Raw genomic sequence first — 23,871 nt, 5'->3', positions numbered from 1 at the left:
TGGTGCTGCCGCACCTGAACGGGAAGCTGGACGGGTACTCGTTGCGGGTGCCGGTGCCGACCGGGTCGATCACGGACCTGACGGTGGACCTGCGCACCGAGGCGTCGGTGGAGGAGGTCAACGCCGCCTACCGGGCCGCGGCGTCGGAGGGCCCGCTCAAGGGGTACCTGCGCTACAGCGAGGACCCGATCGTGTCCTCGGACATCGTGACCGACCCGGCGTCGTGCATCTACGACGCGCCGTTGACGAAGGTGATCGGCAACCAGGTGAAGGTGTTCGGCTGGTACGACAACGAGTGGGGCTACTCCAACCGGCTCGTGGACATCACCGACCTGGTGGCCTCGAAGCTGTGAGGACGCTCGACGACCTGCTCGCCGAGGGGGTGTCCGGGCGCACCGTGCTGGTCCGCTCGGACCTCAACGTGCCCCTCGACGGCACCACGATCACCGACGACGGCCGCATCCGCGCCTCCGTGCCCACCTTGCAGAGGCTGCGGGAGGCCGGGGCGCGGGTGGTGGTCACCGCGCACCTGGGCCGGCCGAAGGGCGGGCCCGACGCCAAGTACTCCCTCGCCCCGGTGGCCGGGCGGCTCGGCGAGCTGCTCGGGGCCGAGGTCACGCTCGCCGCGCACGGCGACGAAGCGCAGGCTGCAGTCGGTGCCCTCGCCGACGGCGGGGTGGTGCTGCTGGAGAACATCCGGTTCGACCCGCGCGAGACCTCCAAGGACGACGAGGAGCGGGCGGCGTTCGCCCGCGAGCTCGCCGCCCTGACGGGGGCGGGCGGTGCGTTCGTCTCCGACGGGTTCGGCGTGGTGCACCGCAAGCAGGCCTCGGTCTACGACGTGGCACAGGTCCTGCCTGCGTACGCGGGCGGGCTGGTGCTCGCCGAGGTCGAGGTGCTGCGCAAGCTCACCGAGTCGCCCGAGCGGCCCTACGCCGTGGTGCTGGGCGGGTCGAAGGTCTCCGACAAGCTCGCCGTGATCGAGGCGCTGTTGCCCAAGGTCGACGCGCTGCTCGTCGGCGGGGGGATGTGCTTCACGTTCCTCGCCGCCCAGGGCCACGGCGTCGGCGACTCGCTGCTGGAGCGCGAGCAGGTCGACAACTGCCGCGCGCTGCTGGAGAGCGGCAAGATCGTGCTGCCCTCCGACGTGGTGGTGGCCGACGACTTCTCGGCCGAGGCCGACACGCAGACGGTGGCGGCCGACGCGATCCCGGACGGGTGGAAGGGCCTCGACGTCGGCCCGGCCACGGTGGCGGCGTTCGCCGAGGTGCTCGGCGGTGCGGCCACCGTGTTCTGGAACGGCCCAATGGGCGTGTTCGAGCTGGCCCCGTTCGCCGAGGGCACCCGCGGGGTGGCGCAGGCGATCGTCGACAGCAAGGCGTTCAGCGTCGTCGGCGGCGGTGACTCCGCGGCGGCCGTGCGCGCGCTCGGCCTGCCCGAGGAGGGGTTCTCCCACATCTCCACCGGCGGCGGCGCATCCTTGGAGTACCTGGAGGGCAAATCGCTCCCCGGCATCGCGGTCCTGGAGCACTGATGGCAGCCCGTACGCCGCTCATCGCCGGCAACTGGAAGATGAACTGCAACCACCTCGAGGCCATCGGGCTGGTGCAGAAGATCGCCTTCGCGTTGCCGGAGAAGTACTACGACAAGGTCGAGGTGGCGGTCCTGCCGCCCTTCACCGCCATCCGGTCGGTGCAGACGCTCATCGACGGCGACAACCTCCTGTTGGTGCACGGCGCACAGGACCTGTCGCCGCACGACTCCGGTGCCTACACCGGTGACGTGTCCGGGGCGATGCTCGCCAAGCTCGGCTGCCGCTACGTCGTCGTCGGCCACTCGGAGCGCCGCGAGTACCACGGCGAGGACGACGCGCTGGTCAACCGCAAGGTGCACGCGGCGATCAGGCACGGCATCGTGCCGATCCTCTGCGTGGGGGAGAACCTCGAGGTGCGGGAGGCGGGCGAGCACGTCGCCCACACCACCCGCCAGGTCACCGCGGCGCTGGAGAAGGTGCAGAGCCAGCACGCGCAGACCCTGGTGATCGCCTACGAGCCGGTGTGGGCGATCGGCACCGGTCGCGTGGCGAGCTCGGCCGACGCGCAGGAGGTGTGCGCGGCCATCCGCGAGGCCGTGTCGGCCAAGTACGGCGAGGCCATCGCCGCGAGCGTCCGCGTGCTCTACGGCGGATCGGTGAAGGCCAAGAACGTCGGCGAGATCGTGGCCGAGGCCGACGTCGACGGTGCGCTCGTCGGCGGGGCCAGCCTGGACGCCGACGAGTTCGCGCAGCTGTGCGCGATCGCCGCGGGCGGCCCCCTGCCCTGACCGGCCCGTGAGTGGATACGGGTGCTGCGACACTCGTATCCACTCACGACCCCCGGTCGGCGGGAAAGGTCGTCGCGGTACCCTCGGCATTCCCGGCACCACGGCCGGAAGCGCGCGAGCAATTCGGGAATGAGGATCGGATGGAACTGGCCCTGCAGATCGTGCTGATCATCTCCAGCGTGCTGCTCGTGCTGCTGATCCTGCTCCACCGCGGCCGTGGCGGGGGCCTGTCCAGCCTGTTCGGCGGTGGGGTCCAGTCCAGCCTGTCGGGGTCGAGCGTGGTCGAGAAGAACCTCGACCGGCTCACTCTGTTCGTCGGCGCGATCTGGGTGATCGCGATCATCGGCACCGGACTGCTGGTCCGGGTCGGGGCCTGAGGGGAGACATGGGGATGTCCGGCGGCAACGCGATCCGCGGCACCCGCGTGGGGGCCGGTCCGATGGGGGAGTCCGAGCGGGGCGAAACGGCGCCGCGCTCGCGCATCCCCTACTTCTGCGCGAACGGTCACGTCACCACCCCGTCGTTCGCCACGGAGGCGGAGATCCCCGAGTCGTGGGACTGCCCGCGCTGTGGCCTTCCCGCCGGCCGGGACGGGGAGAACCCGCCCGCGCCGCCGCGCACCGAGCCGTACAAGACCCACCTCGCGTACGTGAAGGAGCGCCGCAGCGACTCCGACGGCGCGGCCATCCTCGAGGAGGCGCTCAACCGCCTCCGGGCCTCGCGCGAGCTGTAGGCCACCCGCCCCCGTACGCCGGCAAGGTGGCTTTACTGGCGTGATGCGCCAGTATGGCCACCATGCCGGCGTAGTCGTTGGGGTCGCTAGCCGGCCGCCAGGGCCGCGACCTGCTGGTCGAACGCCACCACCAGCTGGGCCGCCGTGGTGCCCGCGGGCACGGCCGAGGCGGCCAGAGTCACCAGGCCGCCGTCGCGCGTCACGGCGGCGAACACGTTGCCGCCCTGGAAGCGGCACACGAAGCCGTCGGTGCCCACCGGCGCCCGTGACCCGTCCTCGCAGAGCTCCGCCACGGTGTCGAGCGCGGGCGCGGGATCCGGGGTGACGTCCACCGACAGGAACGCCGGGCCGTCGTCCGGGCGGGGACTCCCCGCCGGGTCGTAGACGCAGCGGGTGTCGCCGGCCGTGGCCGGGTCAGGGGCCCAGGTGAGGCCGGTGGCGCGCGCGAGGGCGCCGGTGTCGAGCAGGCACGCCGCGGGTGGCGGTGGAGGCGGCGGCGGCGCCGGGGCGGGCGCGGTCGCGTCGCCCGCCGTGCACCCGCCGAGGACGACCGCCGTCAGTGCCAACGGCAGCGCCGATGCCAGACCCACCTGGGCCACCCGGTCCGCGTAACGCTGCACCGGCCCACTCTCCCACGGGGCACACTGTGGAGGTCGTACCGGTCGATGCTGCTCGGAGGACGCGCATGACCCGATGGACGTTGGCCCCAGAGAAGATCCCGAGCGCGTGGTTCAACGTGGCGCCGCACCTGCCGAAGCCGGTCGACCCGCCGCTGCACCCGGCGACGCGGCAGCCCGTCGGCCCGGACGACCTGGCCCCGCTCTTCCCGATGGCGCTGATCGGGCAGGAGGTCAGCACCGAGCCGTGGGTCGACGTGCCCGGTGAGGTGCTCGACATCCTCCGCCTGTGGCGGCCCACGCCGCTGGTGCGGGCCGAGCGGCTGGAACGCGCGCTGGGCACCCCGGCGCGCATCTACTTCAAGGACGAGTCGGTCTCGCCGGCCGGCAGCCACAAGCCGAACACGGCGGTGCCGCAGGCCTTCTACAACGCCCAGGAGGGCATCACCCGGCTGTCCACGGAGACCGGCGCCGGGCAGTGGGGCACCGCGCTCGCGTTCGCCTGCGCCCAGTTCGGTCTCGACCTGCAGGTCTACATGGTGCGGGCGTCGTACGAGCAGAAGCCCTACCGCCGGGTGGCGATCGAGACGTGGGGCGGCTCGGTCGTCCCGTCGCCGGTCGACGACCCGGACCACCCGGGGTCGCTGGGCAGCGCGATCTCCGACGCGGTACGCGACTGCGCCGGCCGCGCCGACACCCACTACGCGCTCGGCTCCGTGCTGAACCACGTGCTGCTGCACCAGACCGTGATCGGGCTGGAGGCGAAGGAGCAGCTGGAGATGGCGGGGGAGCGGCTGCCGGACGTCGTGATCGCGCCGTGCGGCGGTGGCTCGAACCTCGGCGGGATCGCGTTCCCGTTCGTGCCCGACGCGGGTGTGCGGCTGCTCGCGGTGGAGCCGGCTTCCTGCCCGACCCTCACCCAGGGGCGCTTCGACTACGACTTCGGCGACACCGCGGGCCTCACCCCGCTCCTGCCGATGTACACGCTCGGGCACGACTTCGTGCCACCGTCCATCCACGCGGGCGGGCTGCGCTACCACGGCGACTCGCCGCTGGTCTCGGCGCTCGTGCGGGACGGGCGGATGGAGGCGGTGGCCTACCCGCAGGGGAAGGTGTTCGAGGCGGCCGTGCAGTTCGCCCGCGTCGAGGGCAAGATCGCGGCGCCGGAGGCGGCCCACGGGATCCGGGCCACGATCGACGAGGCACTGGCCGCGAAGGAGACCGGCGAGGAGCGGGTGATCCTCTTCAACTACTGCGGTCACGGCTTCCTGGACCTGTCGGCCTACGACGACTACCTCCACGGCAGGCTGCCGGACGAGCAAGGCTGACCCCGCGCTCCCTCAGGGAAGGGCGTCCAGGAGCGTGCCCGGGCCCGCGGTGGTGGCCCCGGCCTCGCGCACCCGCGCCTTGAGGGCGCGGTCGGCCGTCACCACCAGCACCGGCGCGCTGGCGACGAGCTCGGCGGCCAGGGCGGCGATCGTGGTGTCGCCGTCGGCGTCGGCGTGCACGACCGCGAGGTGCGGGTGGGTGGGCAGGTCCTCGACGTGGGCGGCGGCGCCCTCGAGCACCAGGTGCAGCCGCAGTTCGGCGCCCGGGTGCCCGAGGCGGTCCGCCAGCCGTTCGGGGTCGAGCGTGAGCGCGGCCGCGAGCCGGCCTGCGAGCTTGCGCGCTGCGCCCGGTCGGTCGCGCCACCAGCCGTCGGGACGTGACCCGACGACGTTCGCACCGTCGACGACGACGTGCAGCACCGTGCGTTCACCCCCGGGAAGAGGGCTGCAGACTACGCGAAGGCCATGCGCAGCGGGGCGAGGACGAGGGTTTCGGGCTGGGAGCCCGCGTGCAGGGCCTGGTTGACGGCCCTGACCTCCGCGCTGCGCAGCGCGATGGGGTCGATGTCGGCCGGCTGCCGCTGCGTCCGCGCGAGCTGCGCGGCCGCCACGTACAGGGGCTCGTCGGCGAAGGCGACCTCGCGGTCCCCGTCGAAGAACGTGGCCGGGAGCGTGACGAGCCCGTCGAGCAGGAGGCGGCCGAACGCGATCGGGAGCAGGGCCACCGCCCGCTCGGCATGCGGCACCCCGGCCGCGCGCAGCCCGTCGATGAGCTCCTCGTCCGCCGCGTCGGACCGGTCGCGGAATGCCTCGAGCGTCGCGCGCGCGATCGCGGCCGGGTCACCGTCCCCCCGGGTGCGTCGTCCGAACCACATGTCCCCCTCCTCGGCGGCGCGGCGCGTCCGGCCGGCCACCCCGGACGACCTCCGGCGGGCACCGGGGGTTGGGGAGTGGAGGAGGGGAACCTCACCCGATGGGCGGCACCAGGTCGCGGGGCAGCTTCGACGCGGCGGTGCGGTCGAGCAGCCACCGCGTGCGCCGGCGGCCCTGCGCACCGGCCACGGGGATCGCGACCTCGCCGGCTCCGCCCAGCGCCATCGCGACGGCGCCTGCCTTCGCCTCGCCGGTGGTCATGATCCAGACCTCGGCGGCGCGGCGGATGGCGGGCAGCGTGAGCGTCACCCGGGTGGGTGGCGGCTTCGGGCACCCGTGCACGGCCACGACGGTGCGCTCGGTCTCGTAGACGGCGGGGGAGTGCGGGAAGATCGACGCGGTGTGGCCCTCCCCACCCATCCCGAGCATGAGCACGTCGAACGTCGGGACCGGTCCGTGGTCCTCCGGCCGGGCCGCCTGCCGGAGCACCTCGGCGTAGGCCTCGGCGGCGGCGTCGGCGCCCGCCGGCCCGGTGCCGGTGTCGGCGCCCATGGGGAACACCTTCGCCGGGTCGACGGGGACGTGGTCGAGCAGCGCCTCGCGGGCCTGCGTCTCGTTGCGCTCGGGGTGGCCGGGCGGCAGGAAGCGCTCGTCGCCCCAGTAGAACTCGACCTGCCGCCAGTCGACGGCGTCGCGGGCGACGGAGGCGCGCAGCTGCTCCAGCACGGCGATGCCGGTGCCGCCGCCGGTCAGCACGATCTTCGGTGTGGTGCCGGCCGCCTGGATGTCCACGAGCTTGGTGACCAGCCGGGCGGCCACCGCCGCCGCGAGCACGTCGGGGTTGGCGTGGACCGCGATGTCAGGGGTGGTCATGTCACTCCACCCCGTCAGACGCCGGCCGGCGCGGGCACTTTGACCGGGGTGCGCCCGCGCGTGATGCGCCCGATCCCGAGGAGGGCCTCGCCGTAGATCTCGTCGGGGTCGAGCCTGCGCAGCTCCTCGGCGAGGCAGTCGCGCACCTCGCGGCGGGCCAGCGCGACGAGCCGGTCGGGCTGCCCCGGCTGGCGCAGGGTGCCGGTGCGGCCGTCCGGGCGCACGAGCTCCACCGGCCCGGAGCGGCGGTCGAGGCGCACCGTGACCAGGCCCTCGCCGCTCTCGGCCGGGGACCGCTTCACCTTGGCGTCAAGGCGCACCGCGAGCCAGCCGGCCAGCAGGTCGGTGGACGGCGACACGGTCTCACCGGCGACGACGGCACCGGTGACCGGCTCGTGCGGCGGGGTGTCGAGCGCGGTGGCCAGCAGGGCCCGCCACAGCGTGAGCCTGGTCCAGGTGAGGTCGGTGTCGCCCGCCACGTGGTTGGCGCGGCGCTGCTCGAAGGCCCGCAGCGGGTTGCGCGCCGACAGGGCGTCGGTGATGCGCCGCTGCGCCAGCTTGCCCACGGGGTGCTCGGACGGTACGGCCGGGGCGTCGCCGGGCCAGTAGGCCACCACAGGGGCGTCGGGCAGCAGCAGGGGGGTGACCATGCCCGCGCCGGCCTCGTCGGCCGCGAGCGGGCCGTACCCGCGCAGCACGATCACCTCGCTCGCGCCGGCGTCACCGCCCACGCGGATCTGCGCGTCCAGGCGCGGTGCGGCGCGGCGCTGGCCGCGGGCCAGCACGATCACCCGGCACGGGTGCTCGCGGCTCGCCGCGTTGGCCGCCTCGATCGAGTGCTCGATGTCGGCGCCGTCGTCGGTGATGATCACGAGCGTGAGGACGCGGCCGAGCGCGAGCACACCGCCGCGCTCGCGCAGCTCCACGATCTTGCGGTTCACCGCCGACGTGGTGCTGGAGGGAAGGTCGACGATCATTCGGATCCTCCTACGGCCTGCGCCAGGTGCGCCCGGTGCGGGCGAGCATGGCGTTGGCGGACTCGGGGCCCCAGCTGCCCGCGGGGTACGGGTCGGGGCCGTGCTCGAGCGAGTGCCAGTGTTCGATCACCGGGTCGAGGATCTCCCAGGAGCGCTCCACCTCGGCGTTCACCGGGAACAGCGACGGTTCACCGAGCAGCACGTCGAGGATGAGCCGCTCGTAGGCCTCCGGGGAGGCCTCGGTGAACGACGTGCCGTAGCCGAAGTCCATCGTGACGTCGCGGACCTCCATCTGGCTGCCCGGCACCTTGGACCCGAACCGCATGGTGACGCCCTCGTCGGGCTGCACGCGGATCACGAGGGCGTTCTGCCCGAGCTCCTCGGTCATCGTGGCGTCGAACGGCAGGTGCGGCGCCCGCTTGAAGATCACCGCGATCTCGGTGACGCGCCGGCCGAGCCGCTTGCCGGTGCGCAGGTAGAACGGCACGCCCGCCCAGCGCCGGGTGTCGACCTCGCAGGTGATGGCCGCGAACGTCTCCGTGCGGGAGTTGGGGTCGAAGCCCTCCTCCTCGGTGAGCCCGCGCACGAGCTCGCCGCCCTGCCAGCCGCCGGTGTACTGACCGTGGGCGGTGGTCTCCGCCAGCGGCCCGACCAGCTTGGTGGCGTTGAGGACCTTGATCTTCTCGGCGCGCAGCTCGTCGGAGGAGAAGGAGACCGGCTCCTCCATCGCGGTGAACGCGAGCAGCTGCAGCAGGTGGTTCTGGATGACGTCGCGGGCGGCGCCGATGCCGTCGTAGTAGCCCGCGCGCCCGCCCAGGCCGATGTCCTCGGCCATCGTGATCTGCACGCTGTCGACGTAGTGGCTGTTCCAGATCGGCTCGAACAGCTGGTTGGCGAAGCGCAGCGCCAGGATGTTCTGCACCGTCTCCTTGCCGAGGTAGTGGTCGATCCGGAAGACCGAGTCCTCGGGGAAGACGTCGTTGACGATGCCGTTGAGCTCGATGGCCGAGCGCAGGTCGTGCCCGAACGGCTTCTCGATCACCACGCGGCGCCAGCGGTCGCCGTCCTGGCGGGCCAGCCCGGAGCGGGCGAGCTGCTTGAGCACCACCGGGAACGCGCCCGGCGGGATCGACAGGTAGAACGCGTGGTTGCCGCCGGTGCCCCGCTCGCGGTCGAGCGCCTCGACGGTCTGCTCGAGCCGGTCGAACGCGTCGTCGTCGTCGAAGCTGCCCGACACGAACCGGAAGCCCTCGGCGAGCCGGTCCCACACGCTCTGCCGGAACGGGGTGCGGGAGTGCTCCTTGACCGCGTCGTGGACGACCTTCTCGAAGTCCTGGTCGGCCCAGTCGCGGCGGGCGAACCCGGTGAGGGCGAAGCCCGGCGGGAGCAGCCCGCGGTTGGCGAGGTCGTAGATCGCGGGCATGAGCTTCTTGCGCGAGAGGTCGCCGGTGACCCCGAAGATGACCAGGCTGCAGGGTCCCGCGATCCGCGGGAGCCGCTTGTCCCGCGGATCGCGCAGCGGGTTGGTCCACCCCGCTGCCGCGGACGTGGCGGCGCTCATCTGTCTCCTCGATGGGCTCGGCGTATTTCGGTTGGTGGGGATCATCCCAGGTCTCCTAGAGCTGCTGCACGGCGTGCGCCAGCGTGACCAGGCCTGCCACCCGGTCGGTGAAGTGCAACCGCAGCACCGGGCGGCCGCGGTCGGCGAGAGCGGCGGCGTCGGTGGCCGCCAGCTCCTGCTGCACGGCGTCGAGGGCCGCCGCGGCCTGCGGGCGCAGCCCGGGATCGTCCGGGTCGGCGGTGAGCTGGCAGACCCGCGTGGCGGGTGGCCCGCCCTTGGCGTGCTGACCGCTGCCCGGCAGGCAGCGCGGCGCCCACCCGAACGTGGTGGGCAGCCCGGTGCGGCGGGCCAGCTCGGCGCGCAGCACCGCGGCGGAGGCGTCCTCGATCCGGTCGAGGTAGGCGTGCACGGCCAGGTGCTGGGCACCGCCGTGGCCGTCGGGGCCCAGCAGCGCCCGCAGCGCGTCGGCCACGGTGGTGGTGTCCTCGGGCAGCCAGTCGCCCGCCTGCACCCGGACCGCGCCGTCGGTGAAGTCCCGGACGGCCGGCGCGCTCCCGGCGTGTTCGGTGTTGTCGGCGGCGCGCGCGTCGGGCCGGTCGGTGGGATCGACGCCCAGCACGTGCGCGGCGACCGCGACGGCGTGCTGCCAGGTGGCCATCTGCTCCGCGACCGATCCGCGGGTGGCGAACACCGCGCCCGGCACGTCGCCCAGCCCGACGGCGGGCAGCGTGTCCCACTCCGGGGCGTCCGGACCCTCCACCACCACCGGCAGCGGGCCGCGGCCGTCCTTGCCGAGACCGCCCGCCACGAGCTGCGCCGCCCACTCGGCGAGCTCGGGGGTGTCGGGAGCCGCGAGCGCCACCGCGGGGGAGGAGGCGAGCAGCGCGCCGAGGCCCAGCGCGTCGCCGCCCGCGGTGTCGAGCTCGGCCCGGACGGCACCCGCCTCGGCGAGCACGGCGCCGACGTCCACACCGGCGAGCCCGGCGGGTACCAGCGCGTACGCGGTGAAGGCGCCCCACGGGCCGTCGATGTCGTCCGGGCCGAGCACCACGACGGTGCCGCCCGCGATGTCCGGCTCGGACGGCAGCAGCGGCCCGTCCGGCGGGGTGACGACCACGGTGTGGGCGAGCGGGTCGAGGCCCTCGGCCCGGAAGGCGGCGTGCACGGTGTCGCGCAGCAGCCGCACCGGCTCCGGGTGCTCCCCGGGCGGGGCCGCCACCACCAGCACGGTGGCGGCGAGCTCGCCGGCGAGCGCGTCGGCCACCTGGGGCGGATCGGTGGTGTCGAGGACGACGAGGCGGGGGTCGGACCGCGTGAGGGCCTCGGCCGCGAGCCCGGCGCCGCCGGTGGCCGCGAGCAGCACCCGGACCTGGCCGGCCACGCGGCGCTGTTCGGCCAGGGCCGCCACCTCGCCGACCAGCGGGCGCGCCGCGCGCACCGCGCCGGTCCACCCGGGCCGGGCGACCCGCGGCCACAGGGCCGGGTCACCGTCGGCGATGCGGGCGGCGACGCGGTCCTCGACGAGGCGCGCGATCAGCTCGGCCTCGGACGGCACCGGTCGCGCGCTCACGCGGTGCTCCCCTCCGGCCCGCGGCTAGGGCGCGTCTGGCAGATCATGATCGCGGTCTTCGGGCCCAGATCGCCCCTGGCTGCGTTGTCGGCACGACCGGGTACCCCGGTACAACGGCTCGCGCCTCCGCCTTGCCAGGGGCGATCTGGATCCCGAAGCCCATCGACCACGATCCACCAGACACGCCCTAGCGGGCCTGCTGCAGCTGCCCGGTGACGGTGTCGCCGAGCTCGGTCCAGGACTTCTCGAACTTGTCGACGCCCTCGTCCTCCAGCACGCGGAACACGTCGGGCAGGTCGATGCCGACCCGCTCCAGCGCGTCGAACACCTCCTGGGCCTCGGCCGCCCTGCCGGTGACGCGGTCGCCGTGGACCTCGCCGTGGTCGGCGAAGGCCAGCAGCGACTTCTCCGGCATCGTGTTGACCGTGTCGGCCACGACGAGCTCGGTGATGTAGAGGGTGTCGGGGTAGTCCGGGTTCTTCACGCCGGTGGAGGCCCACAGCGGCCGCTGCGGTCGGGCGCCCTTGGCCTCGAGCGCCGCGTACCGGTCGGAGGAGAACACCTCCTGGAACGCGGCGTAGGCCAGGCGGGAGTTGGCCACCGCGGCCTTGCCGCGCAGCCCGAGCGCCTCCTCGGAGCCGATCGCCTCCAGCCGCTTGTCGATCTCGGTGTCGACGCGGGAGACGAAGAAGCTGGCCACCGACGCGATGCCCGCGAGCTGGTGCCCGTTGGCCGCGGCCCGCTCCAGGCCCTCCAGGTAGGCGTCCATCACCGCGCGGTAGCGCTCCACGGAGAAGATGAGCGTGACGTTCACGCTCACACCCTCGGCGAGCGCGCGGGTGATGGCCGGCAGGCCCTGTTCGGTGGCCGGGATCTTGACCAGCAGGTTGGGCCGGTCGACGGCCTTCCACAGGTCCAGCGCCTGCGCGACGGTGGCCTCGGTGTCACGCGCGAGGCCGGGGTCGACCTCGAGCGAGACCCGCCCGTCGACGCCACCCGTGGACTCCCAGGTGCCGCTGAAGACGTCGCAGGCCTGCTGCACGTCGGACACGGTGATCTCGCGGACGGCGTCCTCGACCGACGCGCCGCGGGCGGCCAGCTCGCGGACCTGGGCGTCGTACGCCTCGCCCTTCGACAGGGCCGAGGCGAAGATCGTGGGGTTGGTGGTGACCCCGACGACGTGCTTGTCGGTGATCAGCTCCTGCAGGTTCCCGCTGGCCAGCCGCTCGCGCGACAGGTCGTCCAACCAGATGGACACCCCGGCCGCTGCCAGCTGCCCGAGTCGGTCGTTGCTCATGGTTTCCTCCTCAGGAAGTGGGGCTCAGGACGCCTTCTCGAGGCTGCGCTTCGCGGCGGCGACCACGTTCTCGGTGGTGAAGCCGAACTCGCGGAACAGGGTCTGGTAGTCGGCGCTCGCACCGAAGTGCTCGATGGAGACGTTCTCGCCCGCGTCACCGGTGAACCGGTGCCACGGCTGCGCCACGCCCGCCTCGACGCTCACCCGCGCGCGGACACCCGCGGGGAGCACCGACTCCCGGTACGCCTCGTCCTGCTCGTCGAACCACTCGACGCACGGCATGGACACCACTCTGGTGGCAACACCCTCGGCCTCCAGGACCTTCCGCGCCTCGGCCGCGATCTGCAGCTCCGACCCGGTGGCGATGAGGATCACCTGAGGGGTGCCGGACGAGGCGTCCGCGAGGACGTACCCGCCGCGCGCCACGCCCTCGGCGGACGTGCCCTCCAGCACCGGGAGGTTCTGCCGGGTGAGCGCGAGGCCCTTCGGGCCCTCGGGCCGCTCCAGGGAGGCGCGCCAGGCGTGGGCGGTCTCGTTGGCGTCGCCCGGGCGCACCACGGCCAGGCCGGGGATCGCGCGCAGGGCGGCCAGGTGCTCGACCGGCTGGTGGGTGGGGCCGTCCTCGCCCAGCCCGATCGAGTCGTGCGTCCAGACGTAGACCACGCTCGACTTCATCAGCGCCGCGAGCCGCACCGCCGGGCGCATGTAGTCGCTGAACACGAGGAACGTGCCGCCGTAGGGGCGTGTGGGCCCGTGCAGCGCGATGCCGTTGAGGATCGCGCCCATCGCGTGTTCGCGCACCCCGAAGTGCAGGGTGCGGCCGTAGGGCTGGGCCTTCCACATCGCGGTGGAGGTGGAGGTGGGGCCGAACGAGTCGGCGCCCTCCATCGTGGTGTTGTTGCTCTCCGCGAGGTCGGCCGAGCCGCCCCACAGCTCGGGCAGCACGTCGGCGAGGGACTTGAGCACCTCGCCGGACGCCTTGCGCGTGGCCAGGCCCTTGGCGTCGGGCTCCCACGTGGGCAGCGCCTTCTCCCACCCGATGGGCAGGTCACGGCCCAGCAGCCGGTCGAGCAGCTCCTTGCGCTCCGGCTCGCGCGCGGCCCAGTCGTCGAACGTCTTCGTCCAGGCCTGGTGCGCCTCGCGGCCGCGGTCGGCCACCTTGCGTGCGTGGGCGAGCACCTCGTCGGAGACCTCGAACGACTTCTCCGGGTCGAAGCCGAGGATCTTCTTGACCTCGGCCACCTCGTCGGCGCCCAGGGCCGAGCCGTGGGCCTTGCCGGTGTTCATCTTGTTCGGCGCCGGGAAGCCGATCACGGTGCGCAGCACGATGAACGAGGGCCGCGTGGTCTCCGCGCGCGCGTTCTCGAGCGCCTCGAGGATGCCGGTGACGTTCTCCCCGCCCTCGACGACCTGCACGTGCCAGCCGTACGCCTCGTAGCGCTTGGCCGTGTCCTCGGACAGCGCGATCGTGGTGTCGTCCTCGATGGAGATCTTGTTGTCGTCGTAGATCACCGTGAGGTTGCCCAGCTGCTGGTGCCCGGCCAGCGACGACGCCTCGGAGGTGACGCCCTCCTCGATGTCGCCGTCGGAGGCGATCACGTAGATCTGGTGGTCGAACGGGCTCTCGCCGGGCGCGGCGTCCGGGTCGAACAGCCCGCGCTCGCGCCGCGCCCCGATCGCCATGCCGACGGCGGAGGCGAGCCCCTGGCCCAGCGGGCCCGTGGTGATCTCGACGCCGGGGGTGTGGCGGTGCTCCGGGTGGCCCGGGGTCTTGGAACCCCAGGTGCGCAGCGCCTTCAGGTCGTCGAGCTCCAGCCCGTAACCCGACAGGAACAACTGGATGTAGAGGGTGAGGCTCGAGTGGCCCGCAGACAGCACGAACCGGTCGCGCCCGATCCAGTCGGCGTCGCTCGGGTCGTGCCGCATGACGCGCTGGAACAGGGTGTAGGCCAACGGCGCGAGGCTCATGGCCGTGCCGGGGTGGCCGTTGCCCACCTTCTGCACGGCGTCCGCCGCGAGCACTCGGACGGTGTCGACGGCCCGGCGGTCCAGGTCGGTCCAGTCGTCGGGGACGCTCGCGCGGGTGAGAGTCTCGATGTCGATGTCGGCCACAGCTCTTCCCTCGGGTTCTGGTGGGGATGTGGAGGCGGTTCGCCACGACGCGACCGCTCAGCGCTGACTCGCTCCACAGCCAGCCTAGTCACGCCGAGCACCCCCGTGTGATCACGTGCCGCCCGGTCGGGGGTGGTCTACCCGGCCGTGGGGCCCAGCATGCCCCGGGCTACCATCGACAAGCCGTAGAAGTAGCCCGTGAACTCGCACGCCGAGTTCCCCACCACGCGGATCGAGGTTGTGCCGGTGACTCTGCCCGTGTCCCGCTCGGGCCAGCCGACTCGGGACGTTCCCGGTGGCCGGCGGACCGGCTGGGAGCGGCTGGGGGACACCGTCCGCGCCTACCTCGGCCTCACCAAGACCCGGATCATCGAGCAGCTGCTCGTCGTCACGGTGCCGGCCATGTTCCTCGCCGAGCGCGGCGTGCCGTCCGTGTGGCTGATCGTCGCCACGCTGCTCGGCGGCGCCATGGCCGCCGCGAGCGCGCACGCCCTCAACTGCGTGGTCGACGCCGACATCGACGCCGTCATGAAGCGCACCAGCCGCAGGCCGCTCGCCAAGGGCAAGGTGCCCACCCGGCACGCCCTGGTGTTCGGCCTGGTGCTGGGCGCGCTGTCCGCCGTGTGGCTGGGGCTCACCACCAACTGGCTCGCCGCGAGCCTCTCGGTGGCCGCCATCGCGTTCTACGTGCTCGTCTACACGCTCCTGCTCAAGCGGCGCACCTCGCAGAACATCGTGTGGGGCGGCGCGGCCGGGTGCATGCCGGTGGTGATCGGCTGGGCCGCGGTCACGGGGTCGGTCGAGTGGCCCGCGCTGGTCATGTTCGGCGTCATCTTCTTCTGGACGCCGCCGCACTTCTGGGCTCTCGCCATGCGCTACCGCGACGACTACGCCGCGGCGAAGGTGCCGATGCTGCCGGTCGTCGCCCCGCCGGAGCAGGTGTCGCGGCGCATCGTCCTCTACTCGTGGGTGATGGCGGCCTGGTCGCTGCTGCTGCTCCCGGCCACGTCCTGGATCTACGCCGCCGTGGCCGCGCTGGGCGGCACCTGGTTCGTGCTGCAGGCCCACCGCCTGCACCGGGGCGTGCTGGCCGGGGTGGAGACGCGCCCCATGCGCCTGTTCCACCTCTCCAACGCCTACCTCTGCGTCCTGTTCGTCGCGATCGCGGTGGACGCGGCGATCGGCCTGCCGGTCCTGTCCTTCTGACCTGCCCCGCCCGGCTCCGACGAGCTCGGCGCGCAGGTTCAGGAACGCCACGTTCCTGAACCTGGGGTACAGCAACGTGGCGTTCCTGAACTCAGCACACGGCTACGCCGCCGGGATCATCCCGTGCGGGTCGAGCACGTACTTGCGTGCGGCGCCCTGATCGAACTCCTGGTAGCCGCGCGGTGCCTCGTCGAGCGGGATGACGGTGGCGTTGACCGCCTTCGCGATCTGCGCCTTGCCGTGCAGGATGCTCATCATCAGCCCGCGGTTGTACTTCAGCACCGGGCACTGGCCGGTGGTGAACGAATGGCTCTTCGCCCAGCCCAGCCCGAGCCGCACCTTGAGCGTGCCCTCCTTGGCATCGGGGTCGGGGGCGCCCGGGTCGCCGGTCACGTAGAGGCCCGGGATGCCGAGCCGTCCGCCCGCGCGGGTGACCGACATGATCGAGTTGAGCACCGCGGCCGGCTGCTCACCGGCGTCCGCCCCGTGCCCGGACGCCTCGAACCCCACGGCGTCGACCGCGCAGTCGACCTCGTTGACGCCGAGGATCTCCGCGACCTGGTCCTCAAGGCTGGCGTCCAGGCTGATGTCCACGGTCTCGCAGCCGAACGAGCGGGCCTGTTCGAGGCGTTGCTTGTTGCGGTCGCCGACGATCACGACGGCGGCGCCGAGCAGCTGCGCCGAGTGGGCCGCGGCGAGCCCGACCGGCCCTGCGCCCGCGATGTAGACCGTGGAGCCGGTGGTCACACCCGCCGTGTAGGCGCCGTGGTAGCCCGTGGGGAAGATGTCCGACAGCATCGCGAGGTCGCGGATCTTCTCCAGGGCCTGGGCTCGGTCCGGGAACTTCAGGCAGTTGAAGTCGGCGAACGGCACCATGACGTACTCGGCCTGCCCGCCTTCCCAGCCGCCCATGTCGACGTAGCCGTACGCCGAACCGGCCCGCGCCGGGTTGACGTTGAGGCAGACACCCGTCTGGCCCTCCCGGCAGTTGCGGCACCGCCCGCAGGCGATGTTGAACGGCACCGAGACGATGTCGCCGACGTCGAGGAACTGGACGTCCTCGCCCTTCTCGACGATCTCGCCCGTGATCTCGTGGCCGAGCGTCTGCCCCGGCGGTGCGGTGGTGCGCCCGCGCACCATGTGCTGGTCCGAGCCGCAGATGTTCGTGGCGACGTTGCGCAGGATCACGCCGTGCACGGCCTTCTGGGTGAGCCCCTTGCTCTTCGAGACGTCGGCCGGTACCTCGAGCTTCGGCGGGTCGTGGTCCTCGATCTCGACCCGGCCGGGCTCCTTGTAGACGACGATCTTGTTGCCACCCATGCGTACCTCCTCATACGCGACGGATGCACCGGCGTACTCCCCATCGGAGCAAGGCGCAATGGGTGCATCGCCAGCCGGTCGGCCCCCACCCGATCTCCGCAGGCCAGGTCATCGCCGGGGGCTCGATCCATGGGGCTTGATCAGTGGATTGGCGCGTTTCCCCGACGCCAGGTGTCGGGTTTCGCTCCCGAATGGTGATCATGCCCCTCCCGAGCGGGGGTTGATCACCCAACGAGCTCCGCGGGCTTCCGGCCGCGTGTCAGGGGAGCAGCAGGAGCTTCCCCGTGGTGCGCCGGGCTTGCAGGTCCTCGTGGGATGCACGGGCGTCGGCGAGCGGGTAGCGGCCGCCGATCCGTACGTCGAGGGTGCCGTCGGCCACGGCCGCGTAGACGGCGGCCGCGCGGTCGACGAGTTCCTCGCGCGTGGCAACGTAGTCGAACAGCTTCGGGCGGGTGAGGTACACCGAGCCCGCGGCGTTGAGCCGTTGCGGGTCGACCGGCGGGACGGGCCCGCTGCTGGCCCCGCAGAGCACGAGGAGCCCGCGCCGGCGCAGGGCGGCGAGGCTCGCGTCGAACGTGGTGGCGCCGACGCTGTCGTAGGCCACGTGGACGCCCGCGCCGCCGGTGAGGTCCCGGACCGCGCCCGCGAGGTCGTCGACCTCGGTGTAGCGGATCACGTCGGCCGCGCCTGCCGCGCGGGCCAGCTGCTCCTTCGCCGCGGTGGACACGGTGCCGATCACGCGGCCGCCGCGGGCGGCGGCGAGCTGGGTGAGCATGAGCCCGAGCCCGCCCGCCGCGGCGTGCACGAGGACGTCCTCGCCGGCCTGCACGGGGTGGCAGTCGACGGCCAGGCAGTGGGCGGTCATGCCCTGCAGCAGCGCGGCGGCCGCCTGCTCGTCGGTGACGCCGTCGGGCACGGGCACGGCCTTGTCGGCGGGCACGGCCACCAGTTCGGCGTAGCTGCCCAGGGCTTCCGCCCACGCCACGCGGTCGCCCACCGCGAACCCGGTGACGCCCTCGCCGACCTCGCGCACCCGGCCGGCGCCCTCGAGGCCGGGCACGTAGGGCAGGGGCATCGGGTAGATGCCCTCGCGCTGGTAGGTGTCGATGTAGTTGACGCCGGCCGCCGCGACCTCCACGAGGAGCGTGCCGGGCGCTGCCTGCGGGTCGGGCAGCTCCACCGGCGTCAGGACGTCGGGACCGCCTGCCGAGCTGATCTGGATCGCGCGCACGGCCCGATCATGCCCCGTGGTCGGCGAGCGCGGGAGCCCGGGCCGGGGTGGGCTCCGCCGCGGCGGGCCGCTCGGTGAGCGAGGCCCACAGCGCGGCCGCGGCCACCGTGACGAGCGCGGCGCCCAGCACGTGCAGCGACACGAGCACCTCCGGCACGCCGAGGGCGTACTGGACCCCGCCGAGCACTCCCTGGGCGAGGACGACCGTCACGAGGGCGGTGTAGCGGCGCAGCACCCGGGCCGGCGCGGCGACGGCGCGCAGCGCAAACCCGAGCCCGACGAGCAGGCCCAGGTAGCCGAACAGCAGCTCGGCGTGCAGGTGGGCCACGGTCTCGACGTCCACCTGCAGGCGCGGGGTCTGGGCGTCGCCCGCGTGCGGCCCGGCCGCGGTGACGAACGATCCGGCCACCAGTACGGCGGCGAGCACGGCCGTGCTCGTGGCCACCAGCGCGCGGACCGGGCCGGGCACGAGCCGCCGCGGCGGGCCCGCGCCGTCGCCTGCGGCGGCCACGAGCTGCACGGCGAGCCAGGTGAGCACCATCGACACGAGCAGGTGCACGCTGACGCTCCACCACACCAGCCCCAGCAGCACCACCCCACCGCCGATGACGGCCTGCGCGACCACCCCGATCGGCTGCACGAGGGCCAGGCGCGTGAGGCGGGCCCGCCGCGGCCGGGTGGCGAGCGCGGCCAGCAGGCACGCACCCGCGACGAGCACGACGACGCCGGTGAGCAGCCGGTTCCCGAACTCGATCCACTGGGTGAGCGGCTCCACCTCGGGGTGCGGGGTGGGCACGAGGCTGCCGGGTACGCACTCGGGCCAGGTGGGGCAGCCGAGCCCGGATCCGGTGACGCGGACGACCGAGCCGGTGACCGCGATACCGGCCTGCGCGACGACCGCGGCGATCGCGAGCGCCCGCAGCAGCCCGGGCGGGGCGGCCGGGAGGCGGTCGAGCAGCGCGGTGCGGGCCATCGACACATCGTAGAAGTACGCATGAACCGTGCGTGGCGGGGCACCCGTCGAACGGGGGGCTGACAGGCCGCTCCGAGGGTCCTACCGTCGATGTACGAGCCCGCGCCAAGGGAGGCGCCATGACCGCGGTCGAACCGAAACCGATCACGCCGCCGTATCCGGTGCGGAAGGCGGCGAAGGGCTCCGCGTTCACGAAGATGCTGCGGACGACCGACCCGAAGGACATCGGGATCCTCTACCTGGTCACGTCGTTCGGCTTCTTCATGATCGGTGGCGCGATGGCGCTGCTGATCCGCGGTGAGCTGGCCGTTCCCGGACTGCAGTTCCTGTCGCCCGAGCAGTACAACCAGCTGTTCACGATGCACGGCACGATCATGCTGCTGCTGTACGCGACGCCGATCCTGTTCGGCTTCGCGAACTACATCGTGCCGTTGCAGATCGGGGCCCCGGACGTCGCGTTCCCGCGGCTGAACGCGTTCTCGTACTGGCTGTTCCTGTTCGGCGGCCTCACCGTGATGGGCGGCTTCCTGACGCCGGGCGGCGCGGCCGAGTTCGGCTGGTTCGCCTACGCCCCGCTGCACAACGCGACGTACTCACCCGGCGCGGGTGGTGACCTGTGGATCACCGGGCTGATCGTCGCGGGCCTCGGCACGATCCTCGGTGGCGTCAACTTCACCACCACGATCGTCTGCCTGCGCGCGCCCGGGATGACGATGTTCCGGATGCCGATCTTCACCTGGAACATCTTCATCACGGTGCTGCTGGTGCTGATCGTCTTCCCGGTGCTCACGGCGGGGCTGTTCGGGATGCTGGCCGACCGCCACCTGGGCACCCACGTCTTCGACCCCGCCAACGGCGGCGCGATCCTCTGGCAGCACCTGTTCTGGTACTTCGGCCACCCCGAGGTCTACATCGTGGCGCTGCCGTTCTTCGGGATCATCACCGAGGTCATCCCCGTCTTCTCCCGCAAGCCGGTCTTCGGCTACAAGACCCTGGTGTTCGCCACGATCTCGATCGGCCTGCTCTCGGGTGCGGTGTGGGCGCACCACATGTACGCCACGGGCGCGGTGCTGCTGGCGTTCTTCTCGCTGACCACGTTCCTGATCGCGGTGCCGACCGGGATCAAGTTCGTGAACTGGATCGGCACGATGTGGAAGGGCCGCCTGACGTTCGAGACGCCGATGCTGTTCAGCGTCGGCTTCCTGATCACGTTCCTGTTCGGCGGCCTCACCGGGGTGCTGCTGGCCTCGCCGCCGCTGGACTTCCACGTCTCGGACACGTACTTCGTGGTGGCGCACTTCCACTACGTGCTGTTCGGCACGATCGTGTTCGCCACCTACGCCGGGATCTACTTCTGGTTCCCGAAGATGACCGGCCGGTTCCTCGACGAGACGTGGGGGAAGGTCCACTTCTGGCTCACGTTCGTCGGGTTCCACACGACGTTCCTGGTGCAGCACTGGCTGGGCAACGAGGGCTTCCCGCGCCGCTACGCCGACTACCTGCCGATCGACGGGTTCACCACGCTGAACGCGATCTCGTCGATCGGCGCGTTCGTGCTGGGTGGCTCGGTGCTGCCGTTCGTCTGGAACGTGTTCCGCAGCTACCGCTTCGGGCGCGTGGCCACCGTCGACGACCCGTGGGGGTTCGGCAACTCCCTGGAGTGGGCCACGTCCTGCCCGCCGCCGCGGCACAACTTCACCGACCTGCCCCGGATCCGCTCCGAGCGCCCGGCGTTCGAGCTGCACTACCCGCACCTCGTGGAACGCTTCCGCGAGGAGGCGCACTACGGGCGCGCGCCCGCCCCGTCGGAGGTGCTGGCCCAGCAGGTCGGCCGCGAGACGCAGCCCTCGGACGAACCCGAGTCCCGCTGAGCCGGTCTCGCCCGGGTCCGGTCAGGCGGCTCGTCCCGACCGGCCGCGCAGCGGGTGGAACGGCGCCAGCTCCGGCACCGGCCGGCCCGTCATGACCTGCCGGGCGAGGAGCTTGCCCGTCACGGGTCCCAGCGTCACGCCCCACATGCCGTGCCCGCCCGCCACGTGCACGCCCGGCATCCGGGTGGGTCCCACCAGCGGCAGGCCGTCCGGTGTGAGCGGGCGCGGGCCCACCCACGGGTCCCGCACGTCGGCGAGGTCGACGCCGCGCAGGTAGGGGGCCACCGAGCGGACGATCGCGTCGAGGCGGCGACCGTCGAAGGGAGCGTCGCGGTCGGCGATCTCCATGGTCCCGGCCACGCGGACGCGGTCGCCGAGCGGGGTGAGCGCCACCCGGGCGGCGGGCAGGTAGACCGGTTGGGTCCACGGTTCGCGCACGCCGGCGCTGAACGAGTAGCCGCGGCCCGCCTGCACCGGCACCCGCACACCCAGCGGGCGGGCGAGTTCCGGCAGCCACGCCCCGGTGGCGACGACCACCGCGTCGGCCTGCTCCGGCGGGTGCGCCCACGTCTCCACCTGCAGGCCGCCGGGGCCGAACCGGATCGCCCGCACCCGGGTGCCGCCAGCCACCCGCCCGCCGCGCGCCCGCACCGACTCGGCGAGGCAGGCCAGGTAGCCGCCCGGGTCGATGTGGCGCTGGCCGTCGAGGCGCAGCACGGTGGTGATCCGGTCGGAGAAGGGCGGGCCGACGTCGGGCACCACCGACAGCCGGACCTCCTGGCCCGCCGCGCGGACCCCGTCGAGTTCGTGACGCAGGGCGGCGTCCGCGGTGTCCGGCGGGAACCCGATCAGGACGGGTGCTTCGTGGGTCGGCGCCGTCACACCGCCCGCGGCCAGCTCGTCGAAGGCGGCCAGCGCCGCGCGGTCGAGCGGGGTGAGCGCGCGCATCCCCTCCCGCCACGCGGCCGAGGTGGAGCGGGCCGCGAAGCGGAGCAGGAACTCGAGCGTGGCGGGGCGCAGGCGCGGGGACAGGTGCAGCGGCGCCGTCGGGTCGGGCAGGCCGCGCAGGCCCTCGCGCAGCAGGCCCGGTTCGGGCAGGGGCACCGCCATCACCGGCGCGAGGTATCCGGCATTGCCCCAGGAGGCGCCCGCCCCGACGCCCGAGCGGTCGAGCACCGCCACCTCGGCTCCGTGCTCCTGCAGGAACCACGCGGTCGCGAGGCCCACCATGCCCGCGCCGACGACGACGACGCGTCGTGGCGGGCGATCCGGGACGTCCATCTCACTCCTCTTCCTGGTCGGGGTTCGCGCCGGTGGCGCCGAGGCGCAGCTGCAGGCTCACCGCGAGGCGGACGTCGGCGTCGTCGAGGTCGAGACCGGTGAGCTCGGCGATCCGGCGCAGCCGGTAGCGCAGGGTGTTCGGGTGGACGTGCAGCTGCCGGGCGGCGCCCACCATGTCGCCGAACGAGTCGAGGTAGGTGCGCAGCGAGGTGAGCAGCGGGCTGCCGTGCGCGGCGTCGTAGCGGGTGACGTCGGCCAGCGGGCCCGTGCGGAAGTAGCGCTGCAGGGCGGGGGTGACCGGGAGCTGCGCGAGGACGACCCGGGCCCACACGTCGGTGAGGTCGGCGACGCGCCGGCCCGCGTGCGGCAGCACGGTGAGCACGGCGTCGGCGTCGTCGCGGGCGCGATCGAGCCGGGCGGGCCGCTCGGCGGGCCTGCCCACCCCGACCGTGATCGGCGGTTCGCGGCGTTCGGCGAGCCGCTCCAGGGTGTGGCGCACCGGGTCGGGCGGCCGGTTCGTGCGCGGCGCGAGCGGCAGCACGGCGTAGGCGACGTCGTCGAGGACCGTGGTCACGACCGCGGGGCTCACGGCCGCCAGGTGCATGCCCAGCGCGTCCGCGGTGCGCTGCAGCAGCGCCTGCCGGTCGGCGGCGTGGGCGGGCGCGCCGTCCGGCCGGGCGGCCACCACGGCGAGCGGCCCGGCAGGCAGCCCGAGGCGCCGGGCGGCGTCGGTGGCGGCCGGACCACCCCCGAGCACGGTGGCCGTGAGCTCGGCGCGGCGGCGCCGCCCCGCCGACTCGACGGCACGTTCCTGCAGGATGTGCAGCGCCGCGGTGCGCGCCGCCGACACGAGGGTGTGACGCCGGTCGGCGTCGAGCGGGCGGTCGGTGGTGACCCAGATCGACCCGAGGATCTCCTCACCGGCCCGCACGGCCACCGCCACCCGCGGGTGCACCCCCGGCTCGGGCAGCACCACGTCGATCGGCTCGTCCGACGAGTACAGCCGGTCGAACACGCCCGCCTCGGTGAGCCGGTCGAGCCACTCGGCGGGCACCTGCCTGCCCAGCACCGTCGCCACCCGGGGCGCGTCGGCCACGGCCTGGTTGCCGGAGAACGCGAGCACGCGCGAGGCCCGGTCCTCGATCGTGACGGCGCCGCCGAGCGCCGCGGCGACCGTGTTGGACAGCGCCACGAGGTCGCCGAGCGGGTGGCCGAACGGCGCCTCGCCCGGGATGTCGACGATCGTGCGCAGCAGCACGAGCAGCTGCGACCACGGCACGGCGGCCGCGACGAGCACCGGCACGCCCGCGGCGTCGGCGGCGGCCCGCAGCTGTGGCGTGGGCGGCTGGACCCCCGGCAGGTGCGCGCGCAGCACGAGCGCGGCGGCCCGCGCGGGACCCAGCGCGGCGAGGAGGGCGCAGGCCTGGTCGGCGCCCGCGACACCGACCCCGAGCACCACGGTGCCGCGCGGGTCCCCGTGGCCCGCCGCCGGGTCGTCGGCCGGGTCGTGCACCGTCACCCCCGTGACGAGCGGGTCGTGCGCGGGCCCGGCGGCGGGCGCGAGCAGCGTGCTGCCGACCTCGTCGAGCACGCGGGAGAGCGGTACGCCGGGAAGCGGTGTCATCCCTTCCCCCTCCTCGCTCGTGCCCGCACCGATCGTGGCGTGCGCGGCAGAGCATCGTGATTGCAGGATCGGCCAGATCCGGGTGCGCTGATTCTCACGGAT

At 73.4% G+C, this 23,871-nt stretch carries 21 protein-coding genes and 1 pseudogene; 8 read left to right on the top strand and 14 right to left on the bottom strand.

The window, feature by feature from the left end; translation table 11 throughout:
* The 5 genes and pseudogenes from ACFPL3_RS27380 to ACFPL3_RS27360 form a co-directional block, all read left to right on the top strand.
* Positions 1-353: pseudogene (locus ACFPL3_RS27380) on the top strand (type I glyceraldehyde-3-phosphate dehydrogenase); the annotation flags it as partial.
* Positions 350-1,534 carry a phosphoglycerate kinase gene (locus tag ACFPL3_RS27375; RefSeq protein ID WP_343941567.1) on the top strand — a complete coding sequence of 395 codons (1,185 nt, stop codon included), beginning with the start codon at positions 350-352 and terminating at the stop codon, positions 1,532-1,534. The pseudogene ACFPL3_RS27380 and the gene ACFPL3_RS27375, both read left to right, overlap by 4 nt.
* Positions 1,534-2,322 carry a triose-phosphate isomerase gene (tpiA, locus tag ACFPL3_RS27370; RefSeq protein ID WP_343941566.1) on the top strand — a complete coding sequence of 263 codons (789 nt, stop codon included), beginning with the start codon at positions 1,534-1,536 and terminating at the stop codon, positions 2,320-2,322. Before ACFPL3_RS27375 ends, tpiA begins: the two co-directional genes overlap by 1 nt.
* Before the next feature lie 140 nt (positions 2,323-2,462).
* Positions 2,463-2,699 carry a preprotein translocase subunit SecG gene (secG, locus tag ACFPL3_RS27365; protein WP_343941565.1) on the top strand — a complete coding sequence of 79 codons (237 nt, stop codon included), beginning with the start codon at positions 2,463-2,465 and terminating at the stop codon, positions 2,697-2,699.
* A 14-nt stretch (positions 2,700-2,713) separates the two neighbouring features.
* The gene (locus tag ACFPL3_RS27360) at positions 2,714-3,055 is read left to right on the top strand and encodes an RNA polymerase-binding protein RbpA (protein WP_343941564.1); all 342 of its coding nucleotides are present in this window, start codon (positions 2,714-2,716) and stop codon (positions 3,053-3,055) included.
* Between the two features lie 86 nt (positions 3,056-3,141).
* Here the strand turns inward: ACFPL3_RS27360 and ACFPL3_RS27355 are convergent, their stop codons facing one another.
* Positions 3,142-3,675, bottom strand: a complete 534-nt coding sequence (locus ACFPL3_RS27355) for a hypothetical protein (protein ID WP_343941563.1) — start codon at positions 3,673-3,675, stop codon at positions 3,142-3,144.
* 65 nt (positions 3,676-3,740) lie between these two features.
* On the opposite strand from ACFPL3_RS27355, the gene ACFPL3_RS27350 reads away from it, so the two are divergent.
* Positions 3,741-5,000 (top strand): TrpB-like pyridoxal phosphate-dependent enzyme, encoded by a 1,260-nt coding sequence (locus tag ACFPL3_RS27350; RefSeq protein WP_343941562.1) that lies wholly within the window; start codon positions 3,741-3,743, stop codon positions 4,998-5,000.
* 12 nt (positions 5,001-5,012) lie between these two features.
* Here ACFPL3_RS27350 and ACFPL3_RS27345 read toward each other — a convergent pair whose 3' ends face one another.
* The 8 genes from ACFPL3_RS27345 to tkt form a co-directional block, all read right to left on the bottom strand.
* On the bottom strand, positions 5,013-5,420 hold the full coding sequence (locus ACFPL3_RS27345; protein ID WP_343941561.1) for a hypothetical protein: 408 nt from the start codon (positions 5,418-5,420) through the stop codon (positions 5,013-5,015).
* A 32-nt stretch (positions 5,421-5,452) separates the two neighbouring features.
* Positions 5,453-5,875 carry a hypothetical protein gene (locus tag ACFPL3_RS27340; RefSeq protein ID WP_343941560.1) on the bottom strand — a complete coding sequence of 141 codons (423 nt, stop codon included), beginning with the start codon at positions 5,873-5,875 and terminating at the stop codon, positions 5,453-5,455.
* Between the two features lie 91 nt (positions 5,876-5,966).
* Complete coding sequence (gene pgl / locus ACFPL3_RS27335; RefSeq protein ID WP_343941559.1) at positions 5,967-6,746, bottom strand: 6-phosphogluconolactonase; 780 nt, start codon at positions 6,744-6,746, stop codon at positions 5,967-5,969.
* 14 nt (positions 6,747-6,760) lie between these two features.
* Positions 6,761-7,723 (bottom strand): glucose-6-phosphate dehydrogenase assembly protein OpcA, encoded by a 963-nt coding sequence (gene opcA / locus ACFPL3_RS27330; protein WP_343941558.1) that lies wholly within the window; start codon positions 7,721-7,723, stop codon positions 6,761-6,763.
* Positions 7,724-7,733: 10 nt separating this feature from the next.
* Positions 7,734-9,284, bottom strand: coding sequence for a glucose-6-phosphate dehydrogenase (zwf, locus tag ACFPL3_RS27325; protein ID WP_343941557.1), 1,551 nt, complete (start codon positions 9,282-9,284; stop codon positions 7,734-7,736).
* 55 nt (positions 9,285-9,339) lie between these two features.
* Positions 9,340-10,854, bottom strand: coding sequence for a glucose-6-phosphate isomerase (locus tag ACFPL3_RS27320; RefSeq protein ID WP_379589716.1), 1,515 nt, complete (start codon positions 10,852-10,854; stop codon positions 9,340-9,342).
* 187 nt (positions 10,855-11,041) lie between these two features.
* Positions 11,042-12,151 (bottom strand): transaldolase, encoded by a 1,110-nt coding sequence (gene tal / locus ACFPL3_RS27315; RefSeq protein WP_343946171.1) that lies wholly within the window; start codon positions 12,149-12,151, stop codon positions 11,042-11,044.
* 24 nt (positions 12,152-12,175) lie between these two features.
* Positions 12,176-14,263: a transketolase gene (gene tkt / locus ACFPL3_RS27310; RefSeq protein WP_343946170.1), complete on the bottom strand. Its 2,088-nt coding sequence runs from the start codon at positions 14,261-14,263 to the stop codon at positions 12,176-12,178.
* A gap of 246 nt (positions 14,264-14,509) precedes the next feature.
* Between tkt and ACFPL3_RS27305 the strand changes: the two genes are divergently transcribed.
* Positions 14,510-15,469 carry a heme o synthase gene (locus tag ACFPL3_RS27305; RefSeq protein ID WP_379589715.1) on the top strand — a complete coding sequence of 320 codons (960 nt, stop codon included), beginning with the start codon at positions 14,510-14,512 and terminating at the stop codon, positions 15,467-15,469.
* Positions 15,470-15,571: 102 nt separating this feature from the next.
* On the opposite strand, the gene fdhA is transcribed toward ACFPL3_RS27305, so the two are convergent.
* The 3 genes from fdhA to ACFPL3_RS27290 form a co-directional block, all read right to left on the bottom strand.
* Positions 15,572-16,789, bottom strand: a complete 1,218-nt coding sequence (gene fdhA, locus ACFPL3_RS27300; protein ID WP_343946169.1) for a formaldehyde dehydrogenase, glutathione-independent — start codon at positions 16,787-16,789, stop codon at positions 15,572-15,574.
* A gap of 259 nt (positions 16,790-17,048) precedes the next feature.
* Positions 17,049-18,020, bottom strand: a complete 972-nt coding sequence (locus ACFPL3_RS27295) for a quinone oxidoreductase family protein (RefSeq protein ID WP_343946168.1) — start codon at positions 18,018-18,020, stop codon at positions 17,049-17,051.
* Positions 18,021-18,027: 7 nt separating this feature from the next.
* Positions 18,028-18,993: a COX15/CtaA family protein gene (locus ACFPL3_RS27290; protein WP_343946167.1), complete on the bottom strand. Its 966-nt coding sequence runs from the start codon at positions 18,991-18,993 to the stop codon at positions 18,028-18,030.
* A 119-nt stretch (positions 18,994-19,112) separates the two neighbouring features.
* Here ACFPL3_RS27290 and ctaD point away from each other — a divergent pair, with 119 nt between their 5' ends.
* The gene (gene ctaD, locus ACFPL3_RS27285) at positions 19,113-20,864 is read left to right on the top strand and encodes an aa3-type cytochrome oxidase subunit I (RefSeq protein WP_343946166.1); all 1,752 of its coding nucleotides are present in this window, start codon (positions 19,113-19,115) and stop codon (positions 20,862-20,864) included.
* A gap of 21 nt (positions 20,865-20,885) precedes the next feature.
* Here the strand turns inward: ctaD and ACFPL3_RS27280 are convergent, their stop codons facing one another.
* Complete coding sequence (locus ACFPL3_RS27280) at positions 20,886-22,145, bottom strand: NAD(P)/FAD-dependent oxidoreductase (protein ID WP_343946165.1); 1,260 nt, start codon at positions 22,143-22,145, stop codon at positions 20,886-20,888.
* A 1-nt stretch (position 22,146) separates the two neighbouring features.
* Positions 22,147-23,769: a PucR family transcriptional regulator gene (locus ACFPL3_RS27275; protein ID WP_379589714.1), complete on the bottom strand. Its 1,623-nt coding sequence runs from the start codon at positions 23,767-23,769 to the stop codon at positions 22,147-22,149.
* Positions 23,770-23,871: the final 102 nt, after the last annotated feature.

Origin of the sequence: Pseudonocardia zijingensis (assembly GCF_042657305.1) — a bacterium.
Lineage (GTDB): Bacteria > Actinomycetota > Actinomycetes > Mycobacteriales > Pseudonocardiaceae > Pseudonocardia > Pseudonocardia zijingensis.
This window is presented reverse-complemented; position numbering and strand designations above follow the sequence as displayed.

Excerpts from the sequence above, each read along its gene's own strand:
- ACFPL3_RS27350 (WP_343941562.1), top strand. The coding sequence starts at position 3,741 with ATGACCCGATGGACGTTGGCCCCAGAGAAGATCCCGAGCGCGTGGTTC.
- opcA (WP_343941558.1), bottom strand. The coding sequence starts at position 7,723 with ATGATCGTCGACCTTCCCTCCAGCACCACGTCGGCGGTGAACCGCAAG.
- tpiA (WP_343941566.1), top strand. The coding sequence starts at position 1,534 with ATGGCAGCCCGTACGCCGCTCATCGCCGGCAACTGGAAGATGAACTGC.
- ctaD (WP_343946166.1), top strand. The coding sequence starts at position 19,113 with ATGACCGCGGTCGAACCGAAACCGATCACGCCGCCGTATCCGGTGCGG.
- secG (WP_343941565.1), top strand. The coding sequence starts at position 2,463 with ATGGAACTGGCCCTGCAGATCGTGCTGATCATCTCCAGCGTGCTGCTC.
- fdhA (WP_343946169.1), bottom strand. The coding sequence starts at position 16,789 with ATGGGTGGCAACAAGATCGTCGTCTACAAGGAGCCCGGCCGGGTCGAG.
- ACFPL3_RS27360 (WP_343941564.1), top strand. The coding sequence starts at position 2,714 with ATGTCCGGCGGCAACGCGATCCGCGGCACCCGCGTGGGGGCCGGTCCG.
- zwf (WP_343941557.1), bottom strand. The coding sequence starts at position 9,284 with ATGAGCGCCGCCACGTCCGCGGCAGCGGGGTGGACCAACCCGCTGCGC.
- pgl (WP_343941559.1), bottom strand. The coding sequence starts at position 6,746 with ATGACCACCCCTGACATCGCGGTCCACGCCAACCCCGACGTGCTCGCG.
- ACFPL3_RS27290 (WP_343946167.1), bottom strand. The coding sequence starts at position 18,993 with ATGGCCCGCACCGCGCTGCTCGACCGCCTCCCGGCCGCCCCGCCCGGG.
- ACFPL3_RS27275 (WP_379589714.1), bottom strand. The coding sequence starts at position 23,769 with ATGACACCGCTTCCCGGCGTACCGCTCTCCCGCGTGCTCGACGAGGTC.
- ACFPL3_RS27340 (WP_343941560.1), bottom strand. The coding sequence starts at position 5,875 with ATGTGGTTCGGACGACGCACCCGGGGGGACGGTGACCCGGCCGCGATC.
- tal (WP_343946171.1), bottom strand. The coding sequence starts at position 12,151 with ATGAGCAACGACCGACTCGGGCAGCTGGCAGCGGCCGGGGTGTCCATC.
- ACFPL3_RS27280 (WP_343946165.1), bottom strand. The coding sequence starts at position 22,145 with ATGGACGTCCCGGATCGCCCGCCACGACGCGTCGTCGTCGTCGGCGCG.